The sequence below is a fragment of the Gordonia sp. NPDC003950 genome (genome assembly GCF_053605205.1).
Window position 1 is genome coordinate 13,737 of the sequence record NZ_JBSGIT010000030.1, and the last position, 25,989, is coordinate 39,725.

General features: G+C 68.3%; 25 protein-coding genes. 21 read left to right on the plus strand and 4 right to left on the minus strand.

Annotated features, from left to right (window positions below; all coding sequences use genetic code 11):
- Nucleotides 1–64 precede the first annotated feature (64 nt).
- From ACWETB_RS21245 to ACWETB_RS21290, 10 genes are all read left to right on the plus strand, one after another.
- The gene (locus ACWETB_RS21245; protein WP_452213456.1) at nt 65–1,981 is read left to right on the plus strand and encodes a DoxX family protein; all 1,917 of its coding nucleotides are present in this window, start codon (nt 65–67) and stop codon (nt 1,979–1,981) included.
- Nucleotides 1,978–2,877: a sugar phosphate isomerase/epimerase family protein gene (locus ACWETB_RS21250; RefSeq protein ID WP_449741582.1), complete on the plus strand. Its 900-nt coding sequence runs from the start codon at nt 1,978–1,980 to the stop codon at nt 2,875–2,877. The genes ACWETB_RS21245 and ACWETB_RS21250 overlap by 4 nt, the downstream gene beginning before the upstream one ends.
- Nucleotides 2,878–2,900: 23 nt before the next feature.
- Nucleotides 2,901–3,782, plus strand: a complete 882-nt coding sequence (locus ACWETB_RS21255; RefSeq protein ID WP_452213458.1) for a thioesterase family protein — start codon at nt 2,901–2,903, stop codon at nt 3,780–3,782.
- A gap of 91 nt (nt 3,783–3,873) precedes the next feature.
- The gene (proC, locus tag ACWETB_RS21260) at nt 3,874–4,707 is read left to right on the plus strand and encodes a pyrroline-5-carboxylate reductase (RefSeq protein ID WP_348807688.1); all 834 of its coding nucleotides are present in this window, start codon (nt 3,874–3,876) and stop codon (nt 4,705–4,707) included.
- Nucleotides 4,708–4,994: 287 nt separating this feature from the next.
- Entirely contained in the window at nt 4,995–5,225 is a 231-nt protein-coding gene (locus ACWETB_RS21265; RefSeq protein ID WP_348807443.1) for a helix-turn-helix domain-containing protein, read from the plus strand.
- A gap of 280 nt (nt 5,226–5,505) precedes the next feature.
- The gene (locus ACWETB_RS21270) at nt 5,506–5,607 is read left to right on the plus strand and encodes a 30S ribosomal protein bS22 (protein WP_003402602.1); all 102 of its coding nucleotides are present in this window, start codon (nt 5,506–5,508) and stop codon (nt 5,605–5,607) included.
- A 133-nt stretch (nt 5,608–5,740) separates the two neighbouring features.
- Nucleotides 5,741–6,793: an NAD-dependent epimerase/dehydratase family protein gene (locus tag ACWETB_RS21275; RefSeq protein ID WP_348807442.1), complete on the plus strand. Its 1,053-nt coding sequence runs from the start codon at nt 5,741–5,743 to the stop codon at nt 6,791–6,793.
- A gap of 161 nt (nt 6,794–6,954) precedes the next feature.
- A complete protein-coding gene (locus ACWETB_RS21280; RefSeq protein ID WP_452213461.1) occupies nt 6,955–8,124 on the plus strand; it encodes a lysophospholipid acyltransferase family protein in 1,170 nt (389 codons plus the stop codon).
- A gap of 42 nt (nt 8,125–8,166) precedes the next feature.
- Nucleotides 8,167–8,844: a hypothetical protein gene (locus ACWETB_RS21285; protein ID WP_348807690.1), complete on the plus strand. Its 678-nt coding sequence runs from the start codon at nt 8,167–8,169 to the stop codon at nt 8,842–8,844.
- A gap of 13 nt (nt 8,845–8,857) precedes the next feature.
- A complete protein-coding gene (locus ACWETB_RS21290) occupies nt 8,858–10,024 on the plus strand; it encodes a zinc-binding dehydrogenase (protein WP_348807439.1) in 1,167 nt (388 codons plus the stop codon).
- Between the two features lie 12 nt (nt 10,025–10,036).
- On the opposite strand, the gene ACWETB_RS21295 is transcribed toward ACWETB_RS21290, so the two are convergent.
- A complete protein-coding gene (locus ACWETB_RS21295) occupies nt 10,037–11,203 on the minus strand; it encodes an HAD family hydrolase (RefSeq protein WP_449741580.1) in 1,167 nt (388 codons plus the stop codon).
- 133 nt (nt 11,204–11,336) lie between these two features.
- On the opposite strand from ACWETB_RS21295, the gene ACWETB_RS21300 reads away from it, so the two are divergent.
- The 10 genes from ACWETB_RS21300 (at nt 11,337) to ACWETB_RS21345 (ending at nt 20,436) form a co-directional block, all read left to right on the plus strand.
- Complete coding sequence (locus ACWETB_RS21300) at nt 11,337–11,606, plus strand: glutaredoxin family protein (RefSeq protein ID WP_348807438.1); 270 nt, start codon at nt 11,337–11,339, stop codon at nt 11,604–11,606.
- A 236-nt stretch (nt 11,607–11,842) separates the two neighbouring features.
- Nucleotides 11,843–12,541: a redox-sensing transcriptional repressor Rex gene (locus tag ACWETB_RS21305; RefSeq protein WP_452213464.1), complete on the plus strand. Its 699-nt coding sequence runs from the start codon at nt 11,843–11,845 to the stop codon at nt 12,539–12,541.
- A gap of 20 nt (nt 12,542–12,561) precedes the next feature.
- Nucleotides 12,562–13,962 carry a glutamyl-tRNA reductase gene (locus tag ACWETB_RS21310; protein ID WP_452213466.1) on the plus strand — a complete coding sequence of 467 codons (1,401 nt, stop codon included), beginning with the start codon at nt 12,562–12,564 and terminating at the stop codon, nt 13,960–13,962.
- Entirely contained in the window at nt 13,959–14,906 is a 948-nt protein-coding gene (gene hemC / locus ACWETB_RS21315; RefSeq protein ID WP_348807435.1) for a hydroxymethylbilane synthase, read from the plus strand. The genes ACWETB_RS21310 and hemC overlap by 4 nt, the downstream gene beginning before the upstream one ends.
- Nucleotides 14,907–14,960: 54 nt before the next feature.
- Nucleotides 14,961–16,619, plus strand: a complete 1,659-nt coding sequence (locus ACWETB_RS21320; protein WP_449741578.1) for a uroporphyrinogen-III synthase — start codon at nt 14,961–14,963, stop codon at nt 16,617–16,619.
- Between the two features lie 10 nt (nt 16,620–16,629).
- Nucleotides 16,630–17,607, plus strand: coding sequence for a porphobilinogen synthase (gene hemB / locus ACWETB_RS21325; RefSeq protein WP_449741577.1), 978 nt, complete (start codon nt 16,630–16,632; stop codon nt 17,605–17,607).
- Between the two features lie 238 nt (nt 17,608–17,845).
- On the plus strand, nt 17,846–18,757 hold the full coding sequence (locus tag ACWETB_RS21330; protein WP_452213469.1) for a hypothetical protein: 912 nt from the start codon (nt 17,846–17,848) through the stop codon (nt 18,755–18,757).
- Nucleotides 18,744–19,202 (plus strand): hypothetical protein, encoded by a 459-nt coding sequence (locus ACWETB_RS21335; RefSeq protein WP_449741575.1) that lies wholly within the window; start codon nt 18,744–18,746, stop codon nt 19,200–19,202. The genes ACWETB_RS21330 and ACWETB_RS21335 overlap by 14 nt, the downstream gene beginning before the upstream one ends.
- On the plus strand, nt 19,199–19,879 hold the full coding sequence (locus tag ACWETB_RS21340; protein WP_449741574.1) for a hypothetical protein: 681 nt from the start codon (nt 19,199–19,201) through the stop codon (nt 19,877–19,879). The genes ACWETB_RS21335 and ACWETB_RS21340 overlap by 4 nt, the downstream gene beginning before the upstream one ends.
- Before the next feature lie 2 nt (nt 19,880–19,881).
- The gene (locus ACWETB_RS21345) at nt 19,882–20,436 is read left to right on the plus strand and encodes a DUF6328 family protein (protein WP_449741573.1); all 555 of its coding nucleotides are present in this window, start codon (nt 19,882–19,884) and stop codon (nt 20,434–20,436) included.
- A gap of 65 nt (nt 20,437–20,501) precedes the next feature.
- Here the strand turns inward: ACWETB_RS21345 and ACWETB_RS21350 are convergent, their stop codons facing one another.
- Together ACWETB_RS21350 and ACWETB_RS21355 are read right to left on the minus strand one after the other, a co-directional pair.
- Complete coding sequence (locus tag ACWETB_RS21350) at nt 20,502–22,547, minus strand: acyl-CoA dehydrogenase family protein (protein ID WP_452213472.1); 2,046 nt, start codon at nt 22,545–22,547, stop codon at nt 20,502–20,504.
- A gap of 96 nt (nt 22,548–22,643) precedes the next feature.
- The gene (locus tag ACWETB_RS21355; protein WP_449741571.1) at nt 22,644–23,510 is read right to left on the minus strand and encodes a response regulator transcription factor; all 867 of its coding nucleotides are present in this window, start codon (nt 23,508–23,510) and stop codon (nt 22,644–22,646) included.
- A gap of 135 nt (nt 23,511–23,645) precedes the next feature.
- On the opposite strand from ACWETB_RS21355, the gene ACWETB_RS21360 reads away from it, so the two are divergent.
- Nucleotides 23,646–25,331, plus strand: a complete 1,686-nt coding sequence (locus ACWETB_RS21360) for an AMP-binding protein (protein ID WP_452213474.1) — start codon at nt 23,646–23,648, stop codon at nt 25,329–25,331.
- 5 nt (nt 25,332–25,336) lie between these two features.
- On the opposite strand, the gene ACWETB_RS21365 is transcribed toward ACWETB_RS21360, so the two are convergent.
- Nucleotides 25,337–25,924, minus strand: coding sequence for a hypothetical protein (locus tag ACWETB_RS21365; protein WP_449741569.1), 588 nt, complete (start codon nt 25,922–25,924; stop codon nt 25,337–25,339).
- Nucleotides 25,925–25,989 lie beyond the last annotated feature (65 nt).

Below are 25,989 nucleotides of genomic sequence, written 5' to 3' on the forward strand. Positions count from 1 at the left end.
ACCGGTCGCGGGTGATCGGCTCGCCGGAGCCGGTCGCCGAGCTGAAGGACGGAGAACGCACTCGATGGCGAACGACACCCGACCGAACGAACCCGGATCCTCGGACGGGGGCCCACGCGACGATGCGACGGACTCGCGGCCGATCTCGGTGTCGGAGTTGCTGGCCCGCACGCAGGCCGCCGACGCCGGGTCCGCGTCGTCGACCGGCCGGTCGCGCGACGGCCGTGGTCGACGGCGAGCCGGCCGCAGCGGTGCCGTCTCGGTGTCCGAACTCACCGGTGAGATCCCCAAGGTGACCGGCCCGGCCGCCTACGACACCCCGAAGTCCGACACCCCGAAGTCCGACACCGCGCAGCCGGATACCCCGCAGTCGGGCACCGGTACGGCACCGGCCGCTGCGTCGACCCCGGCTCCCGCCGCGCCCGCTCCCGCATCGCCGGCCGGGCCGCCGACCGCCCCGTGGTCACCGTCGCCGGAATCCCGCTCGTTCCCGCGGGCCTCCAATCCGCTGGCCCGGCGCGGACCCGATGCGGTGCCCGCACCCGATCAGGCATCCCGCACACCGGCACCGACGGCACGCACGTCGAGTGGGATGCCCGGATTCGCCCCACCGCCGACCCGCGACTTCAGCTCCCGTGCCGTATCGGGTCGTCTCGGGTCCGAGTCGACGGACACCGGGTCTCCGAGCGAGGGTGCTCCGAAGCCGGCAGCGGCCGAGAACACCGCCAATGACGAGTTCGAACCGTCCAACGCGGTGACCGGGATCATCCCGGTGGTCGAGAGCGCCGACGAGGACATCGTCGACGAGGGCCACACCGGAGGCGGCGCCACCGAATCGTCCGAGAAGGCGCCCGCGAGCAGCAGATTCTCCGAGGTCATCGACGACGACTTCGAGGCCTACCGGTCGTTCGCCGACGTGGAACCCGAGGCCGAGGCTCCGGGCGGCGGCAAGAAGCGCCGCTGGTTCTCCCGCCGCACGAAGCCGGCCGCAGCCGCCGCGGCGGGAGCAGGCGGGGTGGCCGCCGCAGCAGCAGCGGCGAAAACTGGTTCCGCACAACAGGATTCAGCGGACACCAGTGTTGCGGCGTCGGAACCCGATGCCCTCGCCAAGGATCAACCCGACGATGTCGCCGCGGATGCGGTCACCGGCATCATCCCGATCGTCGACGGCCCGGAGATCGGCGAGGACGTCGTGATGGTCGACACCGACGACGTCGAGGGTGTGGATCTCGCGGGTCCGCAGGATCGCTTCGCCGAGATCATCGATTCCCCCGAGATCGACGCCGCAGACCCCGCGGCACCGGATATCGACGACGCGGACACCGAGCTTCCCGACACCGCCCCGGCCACCTCGGTGGACGTCACCGAAGACCTCGACGCCGCTGCGATCGAGACGGGGAACGGCGAACCCGCCGACACCGTCGCCGCCGGTGTGTCTGAGTCCGACGTGCCCGAGCCGGAATCCGACGACCTCGCCGACGATGAGGACGGTGACTCCGGGGTGAGCACCGCCGCCCTCGCAGCCGGCGGACTGACCGGGGTGGCCGGCGCCGCCGCGGCCGGTCGGGCACTGCGCAGCGACGACGAAGCCGACGAGACCGACACCGCCAAGAGCACCGGCGACGCGACCGGCAAGACCGGCGACGCCACCGCGAAGGCCGAGCAGCCGAAGAAAAAGAAGCGGGACAAGCGCAAGCCCGGGAAGAGCGAGTCGGACGGACACTCCCCGGCGCTGTCGTGGCTCGCCATCGTCGCCGAGGTCGTCGTGGGGCTCGTCGTCGGCGTCGGCCTGTTCTGGGGCTTCACCGAGCTGTGGCGCTGGAATCCGTACTTCGCACTGATCCTGGCCGTGATCGTCATCTTCGGCATCGTGACCTTCACCCATCTGGTGCGGCGCACCAACGACCTCGTCACGACGTTGCTCGCGCTCGCCGCCGGACTCATCGTCACGATGGGGCCGCTCGTGCTGCTGGCGACGTGACCGAGGCGTCGGGGCGCGCGCCCGTCGACCCGGTTCGCCCGGAGATCGCCATCGGGTTGTCCACGGCGTCGGTGTATCCGCAGAACACCGAGGCCGCCTTCGCCTACGCGGCCGAACTCGGATACGACGGGATCGAGCTGATGGTGTGGGGCGATCCGGTCAGCCAGGACATCCGCCACGTCGAATATCTGTCGAACAAGTACCAGGTACCGGTCCTGTCGGTGCACGCCCCGTGCCTGCTCATCTCGCAGCGGGTGTGGGGGCGTGATCCGATCGCCAAGTTGGCGCGGTCGACCGAGGCGGCGGAGGTCCTCGGCGCGGCGACGGTGGTCGTGCACCCACCGTTCCGGTGGCAACGCACCTACGTCGCGGCCTTCGACGACCTGGTGGGGGAGTTGTCGGAGTCCTCCGGCGTGGGGGTCGCGGTGGAGAACATGTTCCCGATGCGCGCGGACCGCGCGTTCGGCGCCGGAACGCGGTCGGCGCGTCGCCTCGCCCGCCGCGGCGGCACCCCCGGGCCGGCGGTCTCGGCCTTCGGCAAATCCATCGATCCCACCGACGACGGTTACGGTCACTACACCCTGGACCTCTCACACACCGCGACGGCGGGCACCGACGCGGTCGGCCTCTACGAACGCATGGGCACCAACCTGTCGCATCTGCATCTGGCCGACGGTTCGGGTGCGGCCACCGACGAACACCTGATCCCCGGCGACGGGACGCAGCCGTGTGCCGACGTGTGCCGGCGCATCGCCGACAGCGATTTCGCGGGCGCGGTGGTGTTGGAGGTCACCACGTCGTCGGCGCGGACCAAACCCGAGCGTCAGGCGATGCTGGCCCGTTCGCTAGATTTTGCCCGGCAACATCTCAAACGGGAGACGAGCCGCACGCGGTGATCCGCGGTGGTGAAGAGGGCGACATGACCGACAAGCTGGCCGAACTGCTGGATCTGCGGGTGATCGGGCCCGCGGCCGATCGTGGGGACGGCAGCGGTCCGTCGATCACCTACGGCGTCACGATCGACGACGCCTTCACCGTCGGACCGAAGGTGCACGGCGGCAGCATGCAGATGGTCATCGCCCGCGCCGCCCGGTTGGCCCTCGACGACCTCGCACCCGCGGATGCCCCGGACACGGCACTGTACACCGCCGACGTGGTGCCGGTGGCGATCTCCAGTGACTACCTCGCCGCGCCCGACCCGGCGCAGGTCGAGCTGACCGCGACGGTCCGCAAACGGGGCCGCACCGTCACCCTGGTGCACGTCGACCTCACCCAGAACGGCCGCGTGATGGTGTCGTCGTCGGTGACGCTGGCCCGCCCGGACACCGGGACGGCGCATCATTCGTCGCCGACGGTGCTCGACGACCTGCCCGTCGAACCGGCCGCCGACGCCATCTCCGTGGGCGAGACGCCGCTGTCGGACGTGATGCATCTGGGGCAGGCCCTGGACCTCGGTCTGGACCCGGCCACCTTCCCGGTGATCCGAGGGGAGAAGGGCGACCCGGTCATCCGGGGGTGGGCCCGCCCCCGTGACGCCGCACCCGACTCGTACTTCTCGGTGCTGGTGTGTGACATCTCGCCGCCGGTGGTGATGAACCTGGCGTTGTTCGGGTGGGCGCCGACCGTCCAGTTGACCACCTACATCCGTCGGGAACCGGCGTCGGGCTGGCTGCGGTTCGCCGCGACCACCGTCGAGGTCGGTGCCGGCATGTTCGAAGAAGACCATCTCGTGGTGGACTCGACGGGTGCTGTGGTGGCGCAGTCGCGTCAGCTCGCCCTCATCCCGCAACGGCAGCGGTGACCTGCACCGATCACCGCCCCACGCTCCTCCGACCTACCCGACGATCCGCCCGTCCACGGGCAGATCGCATCTGCAGAAAGGCTTTCCAGTAGTGAGCGAACGTATCGCGATCATCGGCGGCGGCAAGATCGGCGAGGCCCTGCTGGCCGGTCTGATCGCCGCCGGCACACCGGCCAAGGACCTCGTCGTCGTCGAGCGGGTCGCCGACCGCGCGGCCGAGATCGCCGACGAGTACGGGGTACTCGTGACCGAGGACGTGTCGGTGGCCGCCGAGAGCGCCCAGTATGTGTTCCTCGCCGTCAAACCCGACGACGTCGAGCCGGTCATGCGCAAACTCGCCGCCGCCGAGGACAACGCCGAATCCGAACGGGTGACGGTGTCGTTGGTGGCCGGTGTCCCGATCTCCAGGTTCGAGACGATCCTGCAGGCCGGATCGCCGGTGGTGCGGGTCATGCCGAACACCCCGATGCTGGTCAACGAGGCGATGTCGGCGGTGTCGGCGGGCCGGCACGTGGACGCCGAGCAGTTGCGCGCGGTCACCACGCTGCTCGGCAGCGTCGGCCGGGTGACGGTGCTGCCGGAGAAACTGATGGACGCGGTGACCGCGGTGTCGGGGTCCGGACCCGCGTACGTGTTCCTGCTGGCCGAATCGATGATCGATTCGGGTGTGGCGCTGGGGCTGACCCGCGCCCAGTCCACCGAACTGGTGGTGCAGACCATCCGCGGTGCCGGGGTGCTGCTCAGCGATTCCGGCCTGTCGCCGGTGGATCTGCGTGCCGCGGTGACCTCGCCGGGTGGCACGACCGCCGCCGCCATCCGTGAGCTGGAGACCCATGGTCTGCGTTCGGCGATGTACGCGGCCACGAAAGCGGCCTCGGATGTGAGCCGCGCGTCCGGACGCCGCGTCGACGGTGAGGGTGTGTAGCGGGGACCGGAATTGTCGACTATCGGCGCAATTCTGTCGGCAATGTCGAGCTGACATTGAGGGTTGCTGGCGCTGCCATGCCGGGCCATGTTTCCCACAATTAGTGGTCGTCGCGCCCGAAACCCCAGTATGTTGTGGGCGAGGACGCCCGAAATGGAATTTCCTGGCCACTCACGTCGCTTTTTTCACATCTGCCACGCTAAGCTCCTTTAAGCACGTGCGTGTCTGATGTCCGCCGGAGGGGAAGCCGGCGGCCGCGACGCGTGCTCCGGAGGTATGAGAATTTCATGACGCCTGCAGAGACTCCAGGAGACAGGTCGGCGGCCGGCAATGCCGGAGCCGGATCCCAGTTCCTCACCGTCGCAGAGGTCGCATCCCTGATGCGTGTGTCCAAGATGACCGTTTACCGCCTGGTGCACAACGGTGAACTGCCCGCGGTTCGCGTGGGTCGTTCGTTTCGCGTGCACGCCAAGGCCGTGCACGACTACCTCGAAACGTCCTACTTCGACGCCGGATAACACCGATCCCGCCCGACCGGCCCGGGGCCACCGGCGACCCCGGTGGCCCCGGGCGGGCATGTTCTCCTCCGCTGTGACCCGTCGGGATGCGATTTCTGTTCCGTGGGGTCGGGCCGGTAGTGTGGACAATCGGCTACCCGATCCGGCCCGCAGGCTCCCGGTGTCACCGGGGTGCTCAGCCATGTGGATGCACCGTTGTGGGTGCACCGCGTGCGGTGGCCGGCCCGCAGCATCCTGCGGGGTAGGAAGAACGTTGCACGTGAAGTGAGGAAGTACCCCGATGGGCTCAGTGATCAAGAAGCGCCGCAAGCGCATGTCGAAGAAGAAGCACCGCAAGCTGCTTCGCCGCACCCGCGTGCAGCGTCGCAAGCTCGGTAAATAGGCTCCGGCCCCGCGCGGGCACGACCGCCACGAGAACCCGCCCACGTGCGGGTTCTTGTCGTCGATGGGGGCGGTGACCCTGCCGCCGGGCACTGCGGCGAGCCGACCCGGGGCGCCCCGGCTAGCCTGGTCCCATGCCCGACTCCCCAGACCAGCTGCCCCGATCGGTTCTCGTGACCGGTGCGTCGACATTTCTCGGCGGCTACCTGGTGGCCCGGCTGGCCGCCAATCCCGAGATCGAGCGGGTGATCGCGGTGGACTCGCGGGTGCCCCGTAAGGACCTGATGCGCCGGATGGGTCGGGCGGAGTTCCTGCGTCTGGACATCCGACGGCCGGCCATCGCCAAGGCGATCGCGAACTACGAGGTCGACACCGTCGTCCACGCGGCCACCTCGATCATGGACACCGCGCCGCACTCCACCGCGATCAAGGAGTTCAACGTGGTCGGGGCGATGCAGGTGTGCGCGGCCGCGCAGCGCAGCCCGTCGGTGAAACGACTGATCCTGCGGTCCACCGCCATGGTCTACGGCGCGAGTGCAAGCGATCCCTCGCACTTCTCCGAGGAAACCCGGGCACGCCGCGAACCCACCCGCAGCTACGGTCGTGACCTCCTCGACGTGGAGGGGTACGTGCGCGGGCTCGGCCGTCGACGCCAGGACATCGAGGTGACCATCCTGCGGCTGCAGGCCATGCTGGGCCCGCGGATCAACACCCGGATGGGCTCGCATCTGTCGCTGCCGGTGGTGCCCACCGTGTTCGGGTTCGCGCCGCGGCTGCAGTTCCTCCACGAGGAGGATGCGCTCGCGGCGATGGAGCATGTGACGCTGGTGAGCCGGCCGGGCACCTACAACGTCGCCGGTGACGGCGTCGTGACACTCGCGCAGGCGGTGCGCCGGGTGGGCCACGTCCCGCTACCGGTGCCGGGCCGCCTGCTCGCACCGATCACCGGCGTTTTGCAGGATCCTCGATCGGCCAAACTTCGAAGTTCCCAAACTGAATTCTTGACTTACGGGCGGGTTTTGGACACCACCCGAATGCGGACCGAACTCGGGTTTGCACCGCGTTTCACCACAATGGAGACCCTGGATGATTTCATCGCCCGTGGCGGGGTGAATCCTGTTGTGAGCGCGGCGAGTTGGCGTGGACTGGAACGGCGCGCGGTGTCTCTCGCACTGGCGCTTCGGTGATTCGTCGCCAACCCGCGGGATGGGAATCGACTTGTGTGGCAGGAGTTGTCGGCTTCGCCCAATACGGGGACGCGGCTGCGAAACGCTGCCGCGTTCCGTATCATGAGGTCTCTACGTGTCGGGGCGTCGAAAGGCTCGTTTCCGGTGCATTGTCGCGTCGAATGAAAATTTTCTCTGAAATGGAAGAGTGGGGTGAGAGCGTGGCCGGTGGTTCGGTACCCGATACGCGCACCGCGAAGGTCATTCAGCTCTACGCGAGCTCAGGGGGGCATGGTGGTCGAGGTTTCGACGCGGGCAAGGGACGCCACCCGAGTCAGCAGGTCGCCCATCCCCGGCGGCCCGGCCCGATCACCCATCCCAACACCGACGGCTTCGGCAGTTCGCCGGCCTCGGTGACACCCATCAGCGACGAGGTGGTCGTCGACGACGGCCTCGGCGTCGAGCATCAGGTGCGCTCGTCGCCACTGTTCAGCCTCGGTGGGATCCGCAGTGCCGTTGCCGATTCACTCACTGCCACAGCAGGTTTCATTCGCGAGCGGATGACCGGTGATTACGAGATCGACGATTTCGGATTCGATCCGCACTTCACCGAGGCGGTCTGGTTGCCTGCGGTGCGCCAGCTGTATCAGAAGTGGTTCCGCGTCGAGGTCACCGGCATCGAGAACCTGCCCGTCGAGGGTGGTGCGCTGCTCGTCGCCAACCACGCCGGCACCATCCCGGTCGACGCGATCATGACCTCGGTGGCCGTCCGCGACAATCATCCGACCGGTCGCCATCTTCGAGTTCTGGCCGCCGATATGGCTTTCGACACCCCCGGTGTCAGTGAGGCCGCGCGCCGCATCGGCGCCACCCTCGCCTGCACCAGCGACGCCGACCGCCTGCTCCGGCAGGGTGAACTCACCGCGGTGTGGCCGGAGGGCTACAAGGGGATCGGCAAGCTGTACAAGGACCGCTACAAATTGCAGCGGTTCGGGCGCGGCGGATTTGTCACGACGGCTTTGCGCAACGCCGTCCCGATCGTCCCGGTCTCGATCGTCGGATCCGAGGAGATCTACCCGATGATCAGCGACCTGAAGCCGCTTGCGCGGGTGCTGGGACTGCCGTACGTGCCGATCACCCCGTTGTTCCCGTGGCTCGGTCCGCTCGGCGTCATCCCGCTGCCGTCCAAGTGGCACATCCACTTTGGGCGTCCCATCGAAACCGACGGATACGATGCCTCCTCGGCCGAAGACCCGATGGTGGTCTTCGACCTCACCGACCACGTCCGCGAGGACATCCAGCAGACGCTGTTCCGGATGCTGTCGCGGCGCGGAAGCGTGTACTTCGGCTGAGCGCGTGACCCGAGCGTCGCGGTGCGCGCTACTGTGACAGGCATGAGTTTTGACGCCGATCTCGGCCCCGTCGACGTCGTCGTTGTTCGATTCCCGACCCTGCCGATTCCCGCGTCGGGATTCGATCTGCTCGACGATCGCGTCTCCTCCGGCCGGGTGAACGTCCTCGACATCGAGTTCGTCTCCCGCTCCGCCGACGGCGCGGCCATCCGGCTCGACGCCGGCACCGTCGGCCTCGAGACGCTCACCGGAGCCGACAGTTCTCTGATCGATGAGGGCGGCATTGCCACCGCCGCAACAGAACTCGCCGACGTTGAGGCCGCCGCGATCGTCGTCTACGAGGATCTGACCTTCCTTGCGGTGATCGGGGCGATGGGCCGCCGACGGCGGGTCGATCATCACCAAGGGACCTGTGCCGGTCGACGATCTGATCGGCGCGCTCGACGCCGCCGAAGGGAACCGAGCATGAGTTTGATCCGCACCGCCACCCGCGCCGCCGTCGCGAGCTCGGTTCACGACCGGGTTCAGCGTCGCCAAAAGCAACGCTCGGCGCAGCAGGCACCGGCCCGACCTGCGGTGCCGCAGCCGGCGCCGGTCCAGGCCGCCGAATCGGCCGCCGCCGCCCCCACGACGGCTCTGATGAACGACCTCACCTCGTTGCGACCGGCCGGCGTGGTCACCGACGCCGAGTTCGCCGACATCTCGTCTATCTTCGGCTGATCAGGAGGACAATGTGCGTGCAGTCATCTGTCACAAGGGCGAACTGACGGTGCAGGAGGTCGACGCACCCGAACCCGGCAAGGGGGAAGTGCTGCTGCGGGTCCGGCGGGCCGGGATCTGCGGCTCTGATCTGCACGCACGATCCGATGGCGACGAGACCGCCGACCTGGCCGCCGAGATCGGCTATCCCGGCTTCATGCGGTCGGAACAGTCGGTCATCCTGGGCCATGAATTCGTCGGTGAGGTGGTCTCCTACGGACCGGGATGCCGCAAGAAGTGGGCGCCGGGGACCGCGGTGGTGTCGCTGCCGATGCGCCGGCACGACGGCCAGCCGCATCTCACCGGTCTCGATGAACTCGCGCCCGGCGCCTTCGCCGACTTCGTCGTCGTCGCCGAGGACATGACGATGGATGTGCCGCACGATCTTTCGCTGGACGAGGCGGCGCTCACCGAACCGCTGGCGGTGGCCTACCACGCGGTGCGACGCGGGGAGGTGGGACGCCGCGACGTCGCCACCGTGATCGGTTGCGGCCCCATCGGACTCGCGGTCATCGCGATGCTCAAGGCGACCGGGGTGCGCACGGTGATCGCCAGCGACCTGACCGCCGGACGCCGCGAACTCGCCCGCCGCGTGGGTGCCGACGTCGTCGTCGACCCAGGCGTCGAGTCACCCTTCGACATCACCGCCGAGAAGGGCCGCTACGTCTCGACGGTGCCCCAACTGTTCGACGCGGCCTTCGACGGGATGCGTACCCTACGCCGGATTCCGTTGGTGCCGTGGGCATCGGTGTTCCACCTCGCCGACCGCCTCGGGGCCACGCCGACGGGGCCGGCGATCTTCGAATGTGTCGGCGTGCCCGGCATGATCGAGCAGGTGCTCACCGCCGCGCCGTTGCGGTCGAGGATCATCGTCGTCGGCGTGTGCATGCAGGCCGACCGCATCCGGCCGGCGATGGCCATCAACAAGGAACTCGACCTGCGTTTCGTGTTCGGCTACGACCCGGCCGAATTCCACGACACCCTGCAGATGATCGCCAAACGCGAGGTCGACGTCCGCCCACTGATCACCGCGACCATCGGCCTCGACGGAGTGGCCGAGGCCTTCGACGTGCTCGGTGCGGCCGAACAGCATGCGAAGATCCTCATCGATCCGGCCAGTGAGGTCAGCGCGCTCTCGTAGCGTTTCGGCAGATCAGCGCTTACGCAACAGCTTCGTCGCCGCTGCCGCGGTGCCGCCGGCCGCGCCGATCACCAAAGCCGTTCCGGCGCCGTACTTTGCGGCCTTGCGGGCGGTGCGGAAGTCATACATCTCCCAGCCGCGGACCTTCGCGACGTCACGCAGGTCGGCATCGGGGTTGATGGCGACGGCCGTGCCCACCAGCGACAGCATCGGCACGTCGTTGTGCGAGTCGGAGTAGGCGGTGCACCGTTTGAGGTTGAGTCCCTCGCGAATCGCCAACGCACGCACGGCATGTGCCTTACCGGGACCGTGCAGGATGTCACCGACGAGGCGACCGGTGAACACACCGTTGCGGCTCTCGGCAACCGTGCCCAGTGCACCGGTCAGGCCCAGGTGATCGGCGATGGTCTGGGCGAGTTCCACCGGGGTGGCGGTGACCAGCCACACCTGCTGCCCGGCATCGAGGTGCCGCTGCGCCAAAGCCCGTGTGCCCGGCCAGATCTTGTCGGCGATGTACTCGTCGAAGATCTCCTCGCCGAGTTCGGCGAGCTCGGCGGTGGGGCGTCCGGCGATGAAACTCAACGCCTTCTCGCGGCCCTCTGCGACGTCGTTGGCGTTCTCCTTGCCGGTGATCCGGAACTTCGCCTGCGTCCACGCGAAATCGAGAATGTCGCCGTAGGAGAAGTACTTTCGGGCGGCGAGGCCACGCGCGAAGTGCACGATGGAGGCGCCTTGGACCAGGGTGTTGTCGACGTCGAAGAATGCCGCCGCGGTCAGATCGCGTGGCACCTCGGGTTCGGTGTCGGCCGGTGGCCGGGTCCGCAGGGTGTCCAGGGCGGCCTTGGCGCTGGCCTCACCGGCGAGCGACTGCCGCAATTCCTGTGCGGTCTGCCGGAACCGTCCGCCGGCGGCGCTGGCCCGCTCGGTCAGCCACGCGGTGACCCGATTGCTCTCCTCGTCGGGATCGTGCGGTTCGTCGGCGTCGTCGTGGTCGTCGTCCGCGGCGGTCGAACCCCCGTCGACACGGTCGGCGTGTGCCTCCCAGTCGTCGGCCGAAGGTTCGGCACCCTCGGCCTCGACGGGCGCGGACACCGGTGACTCCGACGGCCCCGAGTCCGAGGCCTCGTCGGAGCCCGGGACGCCGACCGGATTCGTGTCACCGTCCGAGGACACACCCACAGTTCACACCTCCGATACGGCCCTGTGCGGGCGGTTGGGGCTCGACCCCTACAGCCTAGCGGGGCTGTCAGACTGGACCGTGCAGCCGGGCGTGCCGACGCCCACCGAACCCTCGCCGCGACCGGAGGTCCCCATGCCGATCACCCTGCTCAGCCGCGCCGGATGTGCCGCGTGTGTCGGTGCACGTACCGACCTGGAACGGATCTGCGCCGATTTCGGTGAACCGGTCGAGGTCGTCGACGTCGACGCCGCCGCCGAGGCGGGCGATCCGAGTCTGCGCGCCGAATTCGGTGACCGGCTGCCGGTGATCCTGCTCGACGGTGAGGAACACGGCTACTGGGAGGTCGACGAACCGCGCCTGCGCGCCGACCTGACCGCTCGGGCCGCGCGTCACGACGCCTGAGACGCCTGACCGGGTTCCGGGTCCCCCGCTCCGTTGACAGCGCTCTCGTCCGCATTGACAGCGCTCTAGTCCGCACTGACAGCGCTCCCACCGGATGTGACGTCGCCCGCCCGCGTTGCGAAATCGTCGTCGGCGGGGTAGTGGCGGGGGCGTACCCCGTCCGGTATACGCTGATCGACATTCGACGCGGGCACGCCACGGCTGCCCGCCTGGCGGACGGAAGCGGGTGTGCGGCAGTGAGCGTCGGTTCGGTATCCGGTGACATCCCCGACCCCACCGTCGCCCGTCTCGCCGCCTATCTGCACGTCCTGCGGTCCTTCTCCCAGCGCGGCGTCGTCGTCGCCTCCAGCGGCCAGCTGGCCACCGCTGCGGGGGTCAATCCGGCGATCCTGCGCAAGGATCTGTCCCACGTCGGCGCCAACGGGGTGCGCGGCGTCGGATACGACGTGAGCAAACTGACCGCGCGGATATCGAACGCGCTACACACGGACGTCACGGTGACGGTCGCCCTCGCCGGCGCCGGTCGCCTCGGACGCGCCCTGCTCACCCACACCGGCTTCGGCCGCGGATTCGAGGTGCGCGCCCTCTTCGACGACGATCCCGACGTCGTCGGCACCGTACTCGACGATGCGACACCGCAGGTCCGGGCCCTCGAGGCGATCGCCGAGGTGTGTTCGGATCCGATGGTCGGGCCGGTGGAGATCGGGGTGGTGGCCACCGCCGACGACCAGGCCCAGACGGTGGCCGACGCGTTCACCCGCGTCGGCGTCCGGCAGCTGCTGAACGTGACGCCGGTGAGCCTTGTGGTGGACTCCGATGTCGTCGTCCGGCAGGTTGATCTAGCCTTGGAACTACAGGTGCTGGCCTTCACCGCGTCACGGACCCCGGTCGCGGAGCGTCAGGGCCGGGATTTGCGTGCAGTGGTGGACCGATAGGCGATGAAAACGGTGGCGGCGTGAGTGTCTTGTTGTTCGGTGTCTCGCATCGAAGTGCACCAGTGGAGGTGCTCGAGCGAATCGCGGTCTCCGACCACGAACGGCCCAAGCTCGTCGACGAGCTCCTGAGCTCGCGGGCGATCAGTGAGGCGATGCTGGTCTCGACGTGCAATCGCGTCGAGATCTACGCCGTCGTCGACGCCTTCCACCCCGCCCTCGAGGCCGTCGGCAACGTCGTCGGCGAGCACTCCGGCATGACCATCAACGACCTCACCAGCCACGCCTACGTCCGGTACTCCGAGGCGGCCGTCGAGCATCTTTTCACCGTCGCCGCCGGCCTCGACTCGCTTGTCGTCGGTGAGCAGCAGATCCTCGGGCAGATCCGCAACGCCTACCTCGACGCCGACTCCAACCACAGCACCGGACGCGTGCTGCACGAACTCGCGCAGCAGGCCCTGCGCGTCGGTAAGCGGGTGCACACCGAGACCGGCATCGATCGCGCGGGCGCGTCGGTGGTGTCGGTGGCGCTGCATCGCGCCCAATACCTGCTGGCCGGCGCATCCGGGTCGAGCGACGAGCCGGCCATGCGCTCGGCGGTGGTCGTCGGTGCCGGCGCGATGGGGGGCCTGGCGACCGCACACCTGGCCCGCGAAGGTGTCCGCAGCATGGTGGTGGTCAACCGGACCGTTGCCAACGCCGAACACCTCGCCGGCAACATCACCGCCAACCACGGCATCGAGGTGCGCGGCGTCGGATTCGACGACCTGCCCGCGGTGATGGCCGACGCCGACGTCGTCGTCGCCTGCACCGGGTCGGTCGGTTCGGTGGTCGGCGTCGGTGACGTGCATTCGGCGCTCGCCGCCCGCGGGACCGCCGGAAACGCCGGGAAACCGCTGGTCATCTGCGATCTCGGGTTGCCACGCAATGTCGATCCGGCGGCCGCGCGGCTGCCCGGTGTGCATGTCGTGGACATCGCCGGGCTGCGTGGCATGACCGAGGCCAAGGCCGCCGAGGACGACACCCTCGCCGCCCGGTCGATCGTCGCGGGTGAACTCGCCGACTACCTGACCGCACAACGTCAGGCCGAGGTCACGCCGACCGTCGCGGCCCTGCGGCAGCGCGCAGCCGACGTGGTGGAGGCCGAGATCCTGCGCCTGGAGACCAAACTTCCCGGACTCGACGATCCGCAACGCGACGAGGTGGCCAAGGCGGTGCGACGCGTCGTCGACAAGCTGCTGCACGCGCCGACGGTGCGCGTCAAGCAACTCGCGTCGACCCCGAACGGTGACCACTACGCCGAGGCGCTGCGTGAGCTCTTCGAGCTCAAGCCGGGTGCCGCCGAGGCCGTCAGCGCCCCCGAGTCCGGGCTCGCAGAGTCCGGCGATCGGGGCATCACCGCATCGGAGCAGGCAGAACAGTGACCGACACCGACACCCGGGCCGTCATCCGCGTCGGCACCCGGGGCTCCCTGCTGGCCCGCACCCAGACGCAGACCATCGTCGACGCGCTGATCGCCGCCGGGCATCCGGCCGAGCCGGTGATCATCAAGACCGCGGGCGACGCCTCGGCCGCACCGGTCGCCGAGATCGGCGTCGGGGTGTTCACCACCGCGCTGCGCGACGCGCTGCACAACCGCGAGATCGACGTCGCCGTGCACTCGTACAAGGACCTGCCGACCGCACCCGATCCGGGGCTGGTGATCGCGGCCGTCCCACCCCGCGAGGATCCCCGAGATGCGCTGGTCAGCAAGGGTGGGCAGGTCCTCGGTGAACTCCCGCCCGGGTCGACGATCGGCACCTCCGCCCCGCGACGGGCGGCACAGCTTAAAGCATTGGGTCTCGGTTTGGAAATCCGCCCCCTACGAGGCAACCTAGATTCTCGGTTGGGCAAAGTCGCCAGCGGCGAACTCGATGCGGTCGTCGTCGCGCGGGCCGGGCTCGTACGAATCGGAAGGGCCGACGAGGTCACCGAGGCGTTCGATCCGGTGGTCCTGTTACCGGCTCCGGCGCAGGGCGCGTTGGCCGTGGAGTGTCGCAGCGACGATGCCCAACTGGTGAGAACTCTCGCCGAGTTGGACGACGCGTCCACCCGTGCGTCGGTCGACGCCGAACGTGCGGTGCTCGCGGCCCTGGAGGCCGGGTGTACCGCTCCGGTCGGAGCGATCGCAGAGGTGGTCGAATCGCTCGATGACGACGGGCGCATCTTCGTCGAACTGTCGCTGCGTGCGGCGGTGGCGGCCGAGGACGGATCCGATGTGATCCGCGCTTCGGTGGTGGGTCCGGTGGAACGTGCCGACCAGCTGGGCAGGGATCTCGCGGCCGAACTGCTGGAACTGGGAGCAGGCGAACTCGTCGACTCTCCCTAGTTCCGGCAAGGAACACACAGCCCTCACCGTACGAGGGCAGGAGAGTGCGAACGCATGAGCCGTACGACCAAGAAGGCCACTCCGGGGCGGATCTTTTTCGTGGGGTCCGGGCCCGGGGACCCAGACCTGCTGACCGTGCGGGCGCGGAGTGTCATCGCCTCCGCGACCACGGCCTACGTCGACCCGGATGTCCCCGCCGCCGTGGTGGCGATGATCGGCGGGGCGCACCGTCCCGAACCCGCCGACTCCGGCCGCCGGGCCGCCGCCAAGACACCCAAGAACGAGACCGGCGACGACGCGCCGGCCACCGACGTCGCGCCGACGCCGGAGGAGACCGAGGAGCAGGTCGTCCATCCTGCGCTCGGCGATCCCGGCGAGGTCGCCAAGACCCTGGTGGCGGCCGCCAAGGCCGGCGACGACGTGGTGCGCGTCGTCTCCGGTGACCCGCTGACCACCGATTCGGTGCTCACCGAGGTGCACGCGGTGGCACGCACCACCATCACCTTCGAGGTGCTGCCGGGTCTGCCGGCCGCATCGGTGGTGCCGAGCTACGCCGGCATGCCGCTCGGTTCGAGCCACACCCAGGCCGACGTGCGCGCCGAGGGCGTGGACTGGGCCGCGCTGGCCGCCGCCCCCGGCCCGCTGGTGCTGCACGCCACGTCCGGGCATCTGGCCGAGACCGCGAGCGCACTGACCGAACACGGCCTCGCCCCGCAGACACCGGTGGCCATCACCGTCAACGGCACCACCTGCGGGCAGCGCACCATCGAGGCCACCCTGGTCACGCTCAACGAGTTGGGTAACGCGTTGTCCGGACCGTTGATCCTCACCGTCGGCAAGGTGGTGACCCAGCGCGGCAAGCTCTCCTGGTGGGAGTCGCGGTCGCTGTACGGCTGGACCGTGCTGGTGCCCCGCACCAAGGATCAGGCCGGCGACATGAGCGATCGCCTCGTTTCGCACGGTGCCATCCCCAAGGAGGTGCCCACCATCGCGGTCGAGCCGCCCCGCAGTCCGGCCCAGATGGAAAGGGCCGTCAAGGGTTTGGTGGACGGCCGGTACCAGTGGGTGGTGTTCACCTCCACCAACGCGGTGCGCGCGGTGTGGGAGAAGTTCGCCGAGTTCGGTCTGGACGCGCGAGCCTTCTCCGGCGTCAAGATCGCCTGCGTGGGCGAGGCGACCGCCGAGCGGGTGCGCGCCTTCGGGATCAACCCGGAACTGGTGCCCTCGGGTGAGCAGTCCTCCCTCGGCCTGCTCGAAGACTTCCCGCCGTACGACGACGTCTTCGACCCGGTGGATCGAATCCTGTTGCCGCGCGCCGACATCGCCACCGAAACCCTCTCGGAGGGGCTGCGTGAGCGGGGCTGGGAGATCGACGACGTCACCGCGTATCGCACCGTGCGCGCGGCCCCGCCGCCCGCCGAGACCCGCGAGATGATCAAGACCGGTGGCTTCGACGCGGTGTGCTTCACCTCGAGTTCCACCGTCCGCAATCTCGTCGGTATCGCCGGAAAACCGCACGCGCGCACCATTGTTGCGTGCATCGGGCCCAAGACCGCGGAGACCGCAACGGAATTCGGGCTGCGCGTGGACGTGCAGCCGGAATCCGCGTCGATCCCCGACCTCGTCGACGCGCTCGCCGAGCACGCCGCCCGGTTGCGGGCCGAGGGGGCCTTGCCGCCGCCGCGCAAGAAGTCCCGGCGGTCGCGGTCCTAGGGGGTCGGTGATGGCTCCGGTGATCCGTCCCCGACGTCTGCGCACGAGCGCCGCGATGCGGCGACTCGTCGCCGAAACCGTGCTCGCGCCCAGCGATCTGGTGCTGCCGATGTTCGTCGCCGACGGCATCGACGCGCCGCGGGAGATCTCGTCGATGCCCGGGGTGTATCAGCACACGCTCGACTCCCTGCGCAAGGCCGCCGACGAGGCGGTCCGCGCCGGAGTCGGCGGGCTGATGCTCTTCGGGGTGCCCGCAGCGGCGGCGAAGGATGCGTGCGGTTCCGGTGCCGATGATCCCGACGGCGTGCTCAATCGTGCTCTGGCGGTACTGCATTCGGATCTCGGTGACTCGACGGTGCTGATGGCCGACACCTGCCTCGACGAGTTCACCGATCACGGCCATTGCGGCGTCCTCGACGACGCCGGCCGCGTCGACAACGACGCGACCCTCGATCGCTACATCTCGATGTCGTTGGCGCAGGCCCGATCCGGCGCTCACCTGCTCGGTCCGAGCGGCATGATGGACGGTCAGGTCGCCGCGATCCGCGCAGCCCTGGACGCCGAAGGATTCACCGACACCGGCATTCTCGCGTACGCGGCGAAGTACGCGTCGGCGTTCTACGGTCCCTTCCGCGAGGCCGTCGGATCGTCGTTGCAGGGCGATCGGCGCACCTATCAGCAGGACGGTGCCAACCGCATCGAGTCGCTGCGCGAGGTGCGCCTGGACCTCGACGAGGGCGCCGACATCGTCATGGTCAAACCCGCGATGAGCTACCTCGACATCGTCCGCGACGTCGCCGAGATGGCAGACGTGCCGGTCGCCGCGTACCAGATCTCCGGTGAGTACTCGATGATCACCGCCGCCGCCGAACGCGGCTGGATCGACCGCGACGCCGCCATCGCCGAATCGCTGCTCTCCATCAAGCGGGCCGGCGCGAAGATCATCCTGACCTACTGGGCTGCCGAGGTCGCTGCCGCGCTGCGCTGACAGCGCTCTGTTCCGCACTGACAGCGCTCTGTGGTCGGATCTGTCCCTGATTTCAGCATCGGATGAGCGCTGTCAACGTCGACGAGAGCGCTGTCAACGATGACGTGAGCGCTGTCAACGATGACGTGAGCGCTGTGAACGTCAATGAGAGCGCGGTCAACGTGGAGGCGAGAGCGCTGTCAGCAATGAGGCGGGCGCTGTCAGTGGTGACTCGAGCGCGTTCATTACCCTGGAAGGTATGTCTTCATCCACCGACCCGGGCGGCAGCTCCAGCCTGGGCAGCGACGATCGGCAGGGCGGAAAACCCAAGATCGTCGAGTCGATCGTCATCGCGTCCGAACTGTGGATCGTGGTGCTGCTCGGACACATCATCACCACGATCGCCACCTATGGCCAGACGCTGGACGCCTACGTCGATTTCGCCAGGTCCAGCTACGGTGAGGGCACCGAGGAGTACAACCTCGTGACGTCGTCGGGTCTGGTGATCACCACCATCGTGATCACGTTGATCGTCGAGATCGCGGTTGCGGTCACTCTCCTCCTCCTGACCCGCAAGGGCTACAACTGGGCGCGATTCCTGCTCGGTGCGTTGAGCCTGTTCCTGGTGATCACCACGTTCTTCTCGCTCTTCGGCGATGTCCACCCGACGTGGGCGATGGTGCCCAACGTGATCGGCGGTGTCGCCGCACTCGGCGCGGTGGTGTTGCTTCTTCGCCGCGAGTCCGACACCTACTGCAAGAAGATGGCGCAGTGGCGTCGCGCACCGCGCATCTCGGCGGCGCCGCCCTATCCGCCCATTCCAGGCCAGGGCAACCCGCAGGCGGGCGCGTATCCGCAGCCGGGCGCGTATCCCCAGCCCGGCGCATACCCGCAATCGGGTCCGTATCCGCCGCCCTACGGCTACGCCCCACCCGGCTACGGGCCGCCACCCACCGGCAACCCAGGCCCCGGATATCCGCCATACCCCGGTCAGCCGCCGCAGCCACCGACCCCGAGTCCCCCGGAGCAGCAGCAGCCTTCCGCCGCAGACGACCCACGGAACGAGCGCGGGGGTGCTTCACTCAGTAAGGAGTCACCCGGCAGCACGTCGTCCGACGCCAACCCATCCGTCGACCAGACCGAAGGAGATCAGTCCCGTGACCAAACCTGATCCCGCCCAGCGCCCGAACGTAGTGGTCTGGGCCTACCGCTGCTGGCTGGTTGCGGGCGGGCTGCTGGCTGCGCTCGGTGCGGCCTACATCCTCATGGGAATCTTCGTGTTCGTCGAAACCCTCGTTCCGGTCGGCGCCGGAGTGCTGGTGGCCGCGGTTGGCGTCGCCTACATCCTGCTGGGCTCCAAGACCTACACCGGCGACGAACGCTGGCGCTCCTCGCTGGCGGCGTTGACCCTGGTCGTCGTGATCATGCTGCTGGTCCTGAGCTTCCTGTCGTTCTGGCTGGCCATCGCCCTGCTCCCCGCGATCCTCGGCCTGCTGGGATCGCTGCTGGCCTACCGGCCCGCCGGCGATGCCTGGTTCACCGGTAAGCAACCGGTCACCACCGCGCCCGCGAAGAAGGGCGCACACCTCAAGAAGCGGGGGAAGAAGACCCGGTGACCGCAGACCGGTCGCAGGAGCCCGACGAGTCGGGTGACCCGGACGACGCTGGTTCTCCGGACGACGCTGGTTCTCCGGACGACGCTGGTTCTCCGGACGACGCCGATTCTCCGGACGACGCCGACACCGCAAAAGACACGGATTCCCCAGACGACACCGAATCGTCCACACCCACCCCGATCCCCGACAACCCCGGCGAGGTGCTGTTCTACGAGCCCGGCGGCAGCTGGTGGGTGGTGGCCGTTGGTCCCGTCCTCATCGCGGCGGTCCTCGGCATGGAGATCGCCGGCCCGGGGCAGGTGCACTGGCTGGTCATCGGCATCTTCGGCCTGATCATCGTCGGATTCTCCGTCATCCAGGTCGTCGCGGCCCGCAAGCACGTGACCGTCGAGCTCACCGAGATGACGCTGCAGCAGGGCACCAAGATTCTCGCCCTGGCCGACATCGATGAGATCCACCCTGCCAACAACGGTTCCGAACACCAGAAGTGGGAAAGCGCCCCCGCGCTCGGCGAGTTGCACGGTGTCCCCCGGCGACGGACCGGTGTGGGAGTCACTCTCGCCGACGGCAGCCTCGCTCAGGCGTGGGCGCGCGACGTGGAACGCTTCCGGAACGAACTCACCGAGGCGCACCTCGCGGTCAAGCTCGGCTTGCCGCCGCGCGGGACGGGCTCATAGGGGTGCGTCCGGAACCTCCGGCGAACGACCGGTCCGACGACGGGTTGGCCGATTCCGACTGGAATCGCACGCAGCGCTCGGAGACTGGCACCCAACGCCTCGACCGCAACTGGTCGTCGCTGCTGCAGGAACTGCGGGTGGCGCAGACCGGCGTTCAGGTGCTCACCGCATTCCTGCTGACCCTGCCGTTCCAGTCCCGATTCGACGTCCTCGACCACGGCATGCGGATCTTCTACCTTGCGGTCGTGGCGTGCGCGGTCGGGTCCACCGTCCTGCTCGTCACCCCGGTGGCATTGCACCGGGCACTGTTCCGCAGGCATCGCCTGCCCACTCTTGTCCCGTGGGCGCACCGGATCGCCTATGTCGGCCTGCTCTTCCTGGGTGTCGCACTCAGCGGCAGCATGGTCGTGGTGTTCGACGCGACCGTCGGTCGGGTTCCGGCGCTCGTGGCGGGTGGGTGCACCCTCGCGGTGTTCGCGGCGTTCTGGCTGGTTTTTCCGTTCGTGCTGCGCCGCGGGTCCGACCGACCCGGCCGGTGCGATGAGCGACCTCGATGACGGTCAGCGCACCTGGGCGGGTGGTCCCGGGCGTGTGAGCGGTGGAGCTTCGTCGAGGTGACAGGTCACCCGTTCTCGATCATCGGCGCCACCATCAACTGCTCCGGGATCCCGAAGGCGTCCACCAGGACCCCGGCATACGGCCGCAGTTCGAGGCACAGTTCGTTGACGCCGCGCCGGATCGCCTTGGCCCGCTCCACCGACACGTGTCGGTGCATCAGGAACCACGACAGATCCTCCTCGAGCGCCGAGTAGACGAACAGGTCGCAGACCTTGCCCAGGAGTTCCGCGGTCGACTTGGAGTCGCAGTCGTTGATGGCCTCGATGAACGACTCCAGTACCACCCGTTCGGTATGTGCCCGACCCACTTTCAGCAGATGATCCTGTGCATTGTTGAACACCTCGAAGGCGTCGTTGTCGTCACCCAACGCGCGCCGCAGACGCTGCGCGCAGGTCCGCACCAGATGATCCTCACGATTGCGGAACAGGCGGATCTGGGTGCCGCGGTTGGTCAGATTCGACTTCTCCGGATCCTCGTCGGAGCTCTCCAGCAGCGTCTGCACCACCTGCCGGGCCGCGGTCTTCTCGACGACGACGTCGCGCGCCATGCCGGCGATGAACCGCACCCATCCGCCCGCCGAAAGGCCTTGCACGTCATCGGCATACGCCGACAGCAACTCCTTGGCCACCAACTGGGTCAGGACGGTGTTGTCGCCCTCGAAGGTGGTGAACACGTCGATGTCGCCACGGATGATCGCGATCTGATTCTCGTCGAGATAGCCTGCACCGCCGCATGCTTCGCGACTGACGTTGATGGCGTGGGAGGCGTGCCAGGTGGCGTACGCCTTCAAACCGGCTGCGGCGCCCTCGAGTTCACGTTGCCGCCCGGCGTCGGAATCATCCGGCGCGGCCGACTGTACCTCATGCAGTTCGGCGGTCAGCTCGTTCTGCGTGCACGCGATCGCATACGACTTCGCGATGAGCGGCAACAACTTCCGCTGATGCCCCAGGTAGTCCAGGACGGTGATCTCCGAGTCGCTGTCGGGGGCCTCGAACTGCTTGCGTACCAAGCCATAACGGGTCGCCAGCGCCAGTGCCTTACGGCCCGCGGCACCCGCCGTCGCGGCCACCGACACCCGGCCGCGGATCAGGGTGCCGAGCATGGTGAAGAAGCGCCGGTTGGAGTTCTCGATGGGGGAGCGGTAGGTGCCGTCGGCGTCCACGTCGGCGTAGCGGTTGAGCAGGTTCTCCGCCGGGATGCGCACGTCGTCGAAGGTGATGCGCCCGTTGTCGACGCCCGCGAGGCCACCCTTGTATCCGCAGTCGCTGGTGGTGACGCCGGGCAGATCGTTGCCGTCGGCGTCGCGAATGGGCACCACAAAGCAGTGCACCCCGTGGCTTTCCGGCTCTTCCCCGGGTCCGGCGGTGATCAGCTGCGCGAATACCGCCGCCACCGTCGCATGCTGGGCGGCGCCGCCGATGTAATCCTTGCGCGACGACGGCGTGGGCGAAGTCACCACGAATTCCCGCGTCTGCGGGTCATAGGTCGCGCTGGTCTCCAGGGCCTGCACATTGGAGCCGTGACCGGTCTCGGTCATCGCGAAGCAGCCCAGCAGATCCAGCGAGATGATGTCGGCGACGTAGCGGTCGTGATGCCTTGCGGTACCGAGGTTTTCGACGGCACCACCGAAAAGTCCCCACTGCACACCGGATTTCACCATCAACGACAGGTCGGCGTAGCCGAGCATCTCGATCGCGGTGATCGACGCACCGATGTCGCCGGTGCCGCCGTGGTCGGCGGCGAAGCCCGCGCCGGCGAAGCCGTGCGACGCCAGTTCCCGCATCTCACCGAGAATCCGCTCACGTGCCTCGTCGAGCGTCAACGACGGATCGGGTAGCAGATCGGAGCGGTCGGACAACTCGCGCACCATGTCCCGGGTCGCAGCCCAGCGGCCGTCGAGTGTGCGGCGCAAACCCTCGACCAGCAGATCGCGGGTGGCGTCGTTGATGGCGTCGTCGTCGTGCGGTGACGGCACGTCCCCCGCGGCGACCGTCGTGGTGGTGCTGGTGGTGTCGTCGGGATTGGCGGGCGATTGCGTGGGTGTGGACATTCCTCCACGGTACGTATCCGGACTCCGTGGCTTGCCGCTTTCGATGGATCGTGGCGTTGCGCTGCGGCGCGGACACGGGCCAACACCGGCGCGACGCTACGGCAGCAACCCCATCCGACGCGCCGTCACGACCGCTTCGCGCCGATTGTGCACCTCGAGCTTGCCCATCAGATTGCGGACGTAACTCTTGATGGTCTCCGGCCGCAACGACAGCCGCTCGGCGATCTCGGCGTTGGCGCATCCCAACGCGAGATGGGCGAGCACATCGCGTTCGCGTGGCGAGAGCGTCACCGCACACGTCGGCCGCGAACCCAGGCCCCGCAACCGCTCCTCGACGTCGCGCAACCGGCGGGCCAGCGCCTCGTCGGTCGTGGTCGCGGCGATCTCCCGCAACGCGACATAGCTCTCCACGATGGCGTCGGCGACCGTGGCGGGGACCTGCGGCTCGGTCGGTTCGACCCGATTCAGCTGCGCCACACGGCGATCCACCTCGTCACGTACCTCGATCTCGTGAGCGAGTTGCCGCGCGGTGCCGACCATCCTGGCGATTACCCGATCGCCGATCCGTTCGGGACTGCGCAGGCCGCCGTAGAGCACCGCCCGCGTCCTGCCGTCGACCACCGCCGGTGCCGCGATCAACGACTCGATGCCCTCCCCGGACACCTCACGGTCGTAATCGTGGGTGATCTCGGTGGAGGTGAAGTAGTCCGATACCGCGCCGGCGCGTCGTTCGGCGATGGTCCGCCCACCCAGGCCGCAGTCGGCCGAGATCAGCAGATCCCGCAGGATGACGCTGCGCGTACCGACGAACCCGGACAGCACCGCCCCGCGGTCATCGACGACGCCGCCGAACAGCACCGGCAGGACGGTGGCGCGGCCCGCGGCACGCAGTGACGCGCGCACGGCGTCGGTGTCGTCGGGTCGGCGGGTGTCGATCGTCCCGGATCTGATCGCTGCGGCCATGTGGTCACCTCCTGCGGGCAAAACCACCCACTTCCGGGGGTGGTGCAACCTCCAGTGTGATCCATACCGTGGAAGGCGACAAAACGTCGCGGGCATCACCGGCCCGCCGCACCGCGACCCGACCAGGAGAAACCGATGTCCGTGCCGGATGTGACCGCCCCACCCACCACCGACCTCGACGCCGAGTTCGGCCGCATCGACAGTGGCACCGCCAACCGTTCCGAGATGACACCTCTGCGGTTCCTGGAACGGTCGGCCCAGGTGTTCCCCGACCGCACCGCCGTCATCTACGGACAGCGCAGCGCCACCTACGCCGAGTTCGCCGACGAGGTGCAGCGACTGGCCCGTATCCTGGCCGACCGGATCGGGCCGGGGGAGCGGATCGCCTACCTCACCCCGAACGTCCCCGAGATGCTGGTCGCGCATTACGCGGTGCCGCTGGCCGGTGGGGTGCTCGTCGCCCTGAACTCCCGGCTGGCCGGACCCGAGCTGGTCTACATCCTCAACCACGCCGGCGTCACGACCCTGTTCTTCGACGCGGAGTTCCGGCACACGGTGTCGCTGATCGTCGACCAGGTGCCGGAGCTGACCACCACCGTCGAGATCGTCGACGCCGAATTCGGCACCGTCCCTGGTGATGTCGCGGCATCCGGAATCCCGGGACTCGAGTCCTACCCCGACTTCCTCACGCGCGCCGACGATCTCGATCCGACGCCGATCCCGTGGACCGTCGACGACGAGAACACCGTCATCACCATCAACTACACCTCCGGTACCACCGGAAAACCCAAGGGCGTCATGTACACCCACCGCGGGGCGTATCTGAACTCCTTCGGTGAGACCTTCCACAACGAGTTCACCGGCCACAGCCGCTACCTCTGGACGTTGCCGATGTTCCACTGCAACGGCTGGTGCACACCGTGGGCGGTCACCCAGGCATCGGCCACCCACGTCTGCCTGCGTGCGGTGCGGGCCGACGCGGTGTGGGATGCGATCGACGATCTGGGCGTCACCCACATGTGCGGCGCGCCAACGGTATGCACCACGATCGCCGGATCGCCTCGCGCCCATCGACTGGACCGGCCGCTGCACATCACCACCGCCGGAGCGCCGCCGAGTCCGACGGTCATCGGTCAACTCGAGGCGCTCGGCATTACCGTCGTGCACGTCTACGGACTCACCGAAGTGTATGGGCCGTACACGATTTGCGAGTACCAGGACGCCTGGGACGATCTCGCACCGGCCGAGCGTGCCACCAAGTTGTCGCGGCAGGGAGTCGGCATGGTGCAGGCCGAGGATGCGCGCGTGGTGGCGCAGGGCACCCTGCCGCTGACCGACGTGCCCGCCGACGGCGAGACGATGGGCGAGATCGTGCTCCGCGGCAACAACGTGATGGCCGGATACTTCAAGGATCCCGACGCCACCCGAGAAGCGTTCGCGGGCGGCTGGTTTCACACCGGCGATCTCGGCATGATGCACCCCGACGGCTATATCCAGCTGCGCGACCGGGCCAAGGACATCATCATCTCCGGTGGTGAGAACATCTCCACCATCGAGGTGGAGCAGGTCCTCGTCAGTCACGACGCGGTGCTCGACGTCGCGGTCATCGGTGTGCCCGACGAGAAGTGGGGGGAACGGCCCCGCGCCTACGTGCTGCTGAAACCGGGTGCGACGCTGGCGACCGACGACCTCATCGCCTATGCCAAGACCCTGCTCGCCGGCTACAAGGTGCCCCGCGACATCGTCATCGCCGACGACCTGCCACGCACCTCCACCGGCAAGGTGCTCAAGTTCGAGCTGCGCAAGGATGCCGCCCAATAGCGACATCAGCTGCGCGACAGCAACTTCTGTGATACCGAGGTGGGCACCATGTCCAGTGGAATGAGCATGGAGACCGCTTGTGTCGTTCGGATGAACAGCATGTCGCGCCGAATGCATGCGGTGGCAACGCTGGTCAGATCCACGGTGGTGGTGATCCCGCCCGCCATGAACATGATGTGCGCCGGACCGAATTCGGCCATCAGGGGAGTTGTCCTGGGCGCGAAGCGCTTCCAGGTGTTGCGCGTCTGCAGGTAGGGAAGCGCCACATTGGCGACGCCGAGGTAGATGAGCGTGATTCCGATGACGATGATCGGGAAGGCCGCCGGCAGGGAGTTCGTCGTCTCGCCGACCAGTACGCCACTCGCCACCGTGGCGACACCGATGGCGACCGGAACGCCGAACTGTGTCGCCGCGCGTACGGGATTGCCGAAGGCCACCGCGCGTGCGGCCCGCGATGCCAGATCGGCCGCGGCGGTCGAGGTGGTACGGATCATCGTCGGAGGCGCGGTGGTCAGCGAAGGGCGATCGCTCAATGAGGTGTGCGGTCGGTGACCCTGTGCGTGGGTAGCGCCGGTGACTTCAGGACCGCTCACGGTGCCGACTCCTGCTGACGATGGGGATGTGTCGCCCTCGATCTGATCATCTCCGGGGCGCGGAG

Excerpts from the sequence above, each read along its gene's own strand:
- ACWETB_RS21245 (WP_452213456.1), top strand. The coding sequence starts at position 65 with ATGGCGAACGACACCCGACCGAACGAACCCGGATCCTCGGACGGGGGC.
- ACWETB_RS21255 (WP_452213458.1), top strand. The coding sequence starts at position 2,901 with ATGACCGACAAGCTGGCCGAACTGCTGGATCTGCGGGTGATCGGGCCC.
- ACWETB_RS21265 (WP_348807443.1), top strand. The coding sequence starts at position 4,995 with ATGACGCCTGCAGAGACTCCAGGAGACAGGTCGGCGGCCGGCAATGCC.
- ACWETB_RS21270 (WP_003402602.1), top strand. The coding sequence starts at position 5,506 with ATGGGCTCAGTGATCAAGAAGCGCCGCAAGCGCATGTCGAAGAAGAAG.
- ACWETB_RS21275 (WP_348807442.1), top strand. The coding sequence starts at position 5,741 with ATGCCCGACTCCCCAGACCAGCTGCCCCGATCGGTTCTCGTGACCGGT.
- ACWETB_RS21280 (WP_452213461.1), top strand. The coding sequence starts at position 6,955 with ATGAAAATTTTCTCTGAAATGGAAGAGTGGGGTGAGAGCGTGGCCGGT.
- ACWETB_RS21285 (WP_348807690.1), top strand. The coding sequence starts at position 8,167 with ATGAGTTTTGACGCCGATCTCGGCCCCGTCGACGTCGTCGTTGTTCGA.
- ACWETB_RS21300 (WP_348807438.1), top strand. The coding sequence starts at position 11,337 with ATGCCGATCACCCTGCTCAGCCGCGCCGGATGTGCCGCGTGTGTCGGT.
- ACWETB_RS21320 (WP_449741578.1), top strand. The coding sequence starts at position 14,961 with ATGAGCCGTACGACCAAGAAGGCCACTCCGGGGCGGATCTTTTTCGTG.
- hemB (WP_449741577.1), top strand. The coding sequence starts at position 16,630 with ATGGCTCCGGTGATCCGTCCCCGACGTCTGCGCACGAGCGCCGCGATG.
- ACWETB_RS21330 (WP_452213469.1), top strand. The coding sequence starts at position 17,846 with ATGTCTTCATCCACCGACCCGGGCGGCAGCTCCAGCCTGGGCAGCGAC.
- ACWETB_RS21350 (WP_452213472.1), bottom strand. The coding sequence starts at position 22,547 with ATGTCCACACCCACGCAATCGCCCGCCAATCCCGACGACACCACCAGC.
- ACWETB_RS21355 (WP_449741571.1), bottom strand. The coding sequence starts at position 23,510 with ATGGCCGCAGCGATCAGATCCGGGACGATCGACACCCGCCGACCCGAC.
- ACWETB_RS21360 (WP_452213474.1), top strand. The coding sequence starts at position 23,646 with ATGTCCGTGCCGGATGTGACCGCCCCACCCACCACCGACCTCGACGCC.